This window comes from Kineococcus glutinatus, from assembly GCF_039542765.1.
Taxonomy (GTDB): Bacteria; Actinomycetota; Actinomycetes; order Actinomycetales; family Kineococcaceae; genus Kineococcus_A; species Kineococcus_A glutinatus.
The window spans coordinates 1-4286 of record NZ_BAABIL010000416.1 but is presented as its reverse complement, the minus strand read 5'-3'; the positions used below and the strand labels follow the sequence as shown (position 1 = coordinate 4286).

Annotated in this window: 3 protein-coding genes; all 3 read left to right on the top strand. The window is 77.9% G+C overall.

Annotated elements, in window-relative coordinates:
• Positions 1 to 71 precede the first annotated feature (71 nt).
• Complete coding sequence (gene mtrA / locus ABEB16_RS14945; RefSeq protein WP_345713029.1) at positions 72 to 749, top strand: MtrAB system response regulator MtrA; 678 nt, start codon at positions 72 to 74, stop codon at positions 747 to 749.
• On the top strand, positions 746 to 2440 hold the full coding sequence (gene mtrB, locus ABEB16_RS14940) for an MtrAB system histidine kinase MtrB (RefSeq protein WP_345713028.1): 1695 nt from the start codon (positions 746 to 748) through the stop codon (positions 2438 to 2440). The genes mtrA and mtrB overlap by 4 nt, the downstream gene beginning before the upstream one ends.
• A 105-nt stretch (positions 2441 to 2545) precedes the next feature.
• Entirely contained in the window at positions 2546 to 4195 is a 1650-nt protein-coding gene (locus ABEB16_RS14935; RefSeq protein WP_345713027.1) for an LpqB family beta-propeller domain-containing protein, read from the top strand.
• The last annotated feature ends 91 nt before the right edge of the window (positions 4196 to 4286 follow it).

Sequence of the window (4286 nt, the reverse complement as noted above, 5' to 3'; positions counted from 1 at the left end):
CGAGCGGCGCGCGCGGGGCGGTCCGGCGCGCGCTCGGCCGCCGCGGCCGCCGCCGCGGGCATCATGTGCCCATGAGGGGACGCGTGCTGGTGGTCGACGACGACACGGCGCTCGCCGAGATGCTCGGCATCGTGCTCCAGGGGGAGGGGTTGGAGACGCGCTTCTGCGCCGACGGCGACAGCGCCCTGGAGACGTTCCGGCGCACGCGCCCGGACCTGGTGCTGCTCGACCTGATGCTCCCGGGCCGCGACGGCATGGAGGTCTGCCGCCTCATCCGCGCCGAGTCGGGCGTGCCCATCGTCATGCTGACCGCCAAGAGCGACACGGTCGACGTGGTCCTCGGCCTGGAGGCCGGTGCCGACGACTACGTGGTCAAGCCGTTCAAGCCCAAGGAGCTGGTGGCGCGGGTGCGGGCGCGGCTGCGCGGTGCGGGCGACCACCCGCCGGAGACGCTGCGCATCGGGGACCTGACCATCGACGTGGCCGGGCACACCGTCAAGCGGGAGGGGCGGGCGCTGTCGCTGACGCCCCTGGAGTTCGAGCTCCTCGTCACGCTGGCCCGCCGCCCGTGGCAGGCGTTCACGCGCGAGGTGCTGCTGGAGCAGGTGTGGGGCTACCGGCACGCGGCCGACACCCGCCTGGTCAACGTGCACGTGCAGCGGCTGCGCTCCAAGATCGAGCGCGACCCCGAGCACCCCGAGATCGTCGTGACGGTCCGCGGCGTGGGGTACCGGGCCGGTCCGCTGTGAGCCCCCCTGCCCCGGCGCGCGCCCGCCGGGGCGTGGGCGGGGCGGTGGGCCGGCGTGCGGCGGGTGCGGTGCTGCGCGCGGTGCGCGGCTGCGGCCAGCGCTGGCGCTCGTCCCTGCAGCTGCGCGTCGTCGTCCTGACCACGGCCCTGTGCCTGGCCGTCATCGGCGGTGTCGGCTCCTTCCTCCTCGACGGCATCGGCGACGGCCTGCTCGCCGAGCGCCAGCGCGCCGCCATGGCGGACGCCGCGCGCGGGGCCCGCACGGCGCAGGCGCAGTTCGACGCGGCGAGCACGAGCAGCGTCGCGGAGGTGGACCAGCTCGCCGGTGACGTGGTCTCGCAGCTGGAGGGCGCGGGTCCGGACCGCGTGCGCGGGGTGCTGCTGCTGCGCTCCTGGGACCGGGCCGTCGACGGCGCGGTCGTGCCGGACCTGGGCTCGGAGGGGCTGTCCGCCACGGACGTGCCCGCGGCGCTGCGCCGGGCCGTGACGCAGCACCAGCAGGAGCAGCACCTGCAGATCGCGGCGCTGGGCGCCGGGGGGGACCCGGCGCTCGTGGTGGGCTCGACGGTCACCCTGCCCCGGGCGGGTGCGTACGAGCTGTACTTCGTCTACTCCCTGGCCAACGAGCAGCGGACCCTGGACCTGGTGCGCACCACGTTCCTCGGCGGTGGCATCGCCCTGGTCGTGCTCATCGCCGCGGTGGCGTGGTTCGTGGCCCGGGTGGTGCTGGAGCCGGTGCGGCAGGCCGCGGGCACCGCCGAGCGCCTCACCTCCGGTCGCCTGGAGGAGCGGATGCCGGTGCGCGGCAACGACGAGCTGGCCCGGCTGGCGCGGGCGTTCAACGAGATGGCGGTGGGCATGCAGCAGCACATCGGGCAGCTGGAGGAGCTGTCGCGGCTGCAGCGGCGGTTCGTCTCCGACGTCAGCCACGAGCTGCGGACGCCGCTGACGACGATCCGGATGGCGGGGGAGGTGCTGCACGACGCCCGCGCGGACTTCGACCCGGCGGTGGCGCGCTCGGCGGAGCTGCTGCAGACGCAGCTGGACCGCTTCGACACCTTGCTGGCGGACCTGCTGGAGATCAGCCGCTTCGACGCGGGGGCGGCGGCGCTGGAGGCGGAGCCGGTCGACGTGCGGTCCGTCGTGGCCCGGGCCATCGGTTTCGCGGGGCCGCTGGCGGAGAGCCGCGGCAGCGAGCTGCGGGTGTCGTGGCCCGCGGTGGCCTGCCCGGCGGAGGTCGACACCCGCCGCATCGAGCGGGTGCTGCGCAACCTGGTCGGCAACGCGGTGGAGCACGGTGAGGGCCGGCCCATCGAGATCGTGGTGGTGGGCGACGAGGCGGCCGTGGCGGTGGGCGTGCGCGACCACGGCGTGGGGCTGGCGGCCGACGACCTGCCCCGCGTCTTCGACCGGTTCTGGCGCGCGGACCCGGCGCGGGCGCGCACGACGGGCGGCAGCGGGCTCGGGCTGGCGATCTCCCTGGAGGACACGCGGCTGCACGGCGGCTGGCTGCAGGTGTGGGGCGAGCCGGGGCGGGGCTGCCACTTCGTGCTCACCCTGCCCCGCCGGGCGGGGGCGGTGCTGGTCTCCTCACCGCTGCCGGTGGTGCCGGTGGAGTTCCGCGAGCCGGTGGCTGCGCTGCCGGCCCCGCCGTCCGAGGGCGGCCGCGGACCGGCCGCCGGGCGGGGCTGAGCGCCGGTGACCGTCCCCCGCCGGACCGCGACGCGCGCGCTGCTGCTCGCGGCGCTGGCCGCCGGCGGCGCCGGGTGCGGTCGGCTGCCGACGTCGGGTCCGGTGGTGAGCGGCCCGAGGCTGGCCGACGACCCGCGCTTCGGTCTGCTGCAGGTCATCCCCGAGGGGCCGGTGCCGGGGGCGACGCCCGTGCAGGTGGTCAGCGGTTTCCTGCGCGCGGGGGGCACGGCCGACGACGACCACGCCGTGGCGCGGTCCTTCCTGACGGCGGCCGCCGCGGAGCGCTGGTTGCCGGACGCCTCGACGACGGTGTGCGCGCAGACCCCGTCGGTGGTGCAGGACGGTGCGGACGCGGCCGGGCAGGCGGTGCCGGGACCGCAGGCCGCGGGGGCGGACGCCCCGGTCGCGGTGGTGCTCGACGCGGAGGTCGTGGCGCTGGTCGACGGGCACGGCCGCTACGAGGACCGGTCGTCGGGCTCGCGGGCGGTGGTGCGGGTGGTGCTGCGCCGCGAGCGCGGGCAGTGGCGCATCGACGAGCTGCCCGACGGCATCCTCATCAGCGCCCTGGACGCCTCCCGGACGTTCCGGGCGTTCCCGCTGTCCTTCGCCGCCGCCGACGGCAGCCTGCTGGTCCCGGAGGTGCGCTGGTTCGCCTACGGCCCGGCCACGGCGACCCGCATCGTCCGGGAGTTGCTGGCGGGCCCTTCCCCGTGGCTGGCGCCGGCGGTGGTGACGGGCGCCCCGCCGGGCACGCGGTTGCGGCTGGGGTCGGTGCCCGTGGCGGGGGGCGTGGCGGTGGTGGAGCTGACGGACGGGGCGCTGGCCACGACACCGCAGGAACGCCGCCTGCTGCTGTCGCAGCTGCGCGCCGTCCTGGGGCGGCTGCCGGGCGTGGAGGACGTGCGCGTCACGGTGCGCAACGCGGAGCTGTCGGGACCTTCGCCGGGCGGTGACGTGCCCACCACCCGGCCCCGGGACGAGCGGATGCTGGTGCTGACCGGTTCGGGGGTCGCGCGCTACGACGGTGGCGAGCTGCGGTCGGCCCTGGTGGTCGGTTCCGGTGCCGCCGACCTGTCGCACCCGGCGGTGTCCCCGGTGGGTGGCCCGGTCGCGTTCCTGGCCGCCGCCGGGCGTCAGCTGCAGCTGCAGCAGCCGGGCGGGCCCGCGGTGGTGGCGCTGACGGCGGGCTCGGTGCTGCTGCCGCCGAGCGTCGATCCCGCCGGCTGGGTGTGGACGGGGACGGCAGCGGGGCTGCTCGTGGTGCGCGCCGCGGTGCCGGCTGCGGCGCCGGTGGCGGTGCAGGGGCCCGCGGAGGGGTTCGGGGGCGCCGTGACCCGGGTGCGGGTCTCCCGCGACGGCACCCGCGCGGTGGTCGTCACGACCGGTGCCGGTGGTGCGCCGGCGGTGGCCGTGCACGGTGTGCAGCGGGACGAGCGCGGTCGCCCGCTGCGGTTGGCGGCGGCCGGTCCGGTGCTGGCGCCCGGTGTGGTGGCCGTCCTGGACGCCGCCTGGCTGGGCGCCGACCACGTGGCGCTGCTCGTGCGCCGCGCGCGGGAGGTGGACCCGCGGCCGGTGCTGGCGCAGGTCGGCGGGCCGGTGCGGTTGCTGCCGCCGGTGCCGGGTGCGGTGTCGGTGGCGGCGGGGGAGGCGGAGCGGGGGGTGGCCGTGGGCACGGCGGACGGCCGGGTGCTGGTGCGCAGCGGGGCGGACTGGGTCCCCGTCACGGACGGGCGCTACCCGGCCTACCCGGGGTGAGGGCCGCCCCCGCGGCGGGGCGTGCACACCGCCCGCGGGCCGCGGGCCGCGTCCACAGCCGGCGGCGGCCCGCTGTGGCGCCGGCCGCCCG

Excerpts from the sequence above, each read along its gene's own strand:
- mtrA (WP_345713029.1), top strand. The coding sequence starts at position 72 with ATGAGGGGACGCGTGCTGGTGGTCGACGACGACACGGCGCTCGCCGAG.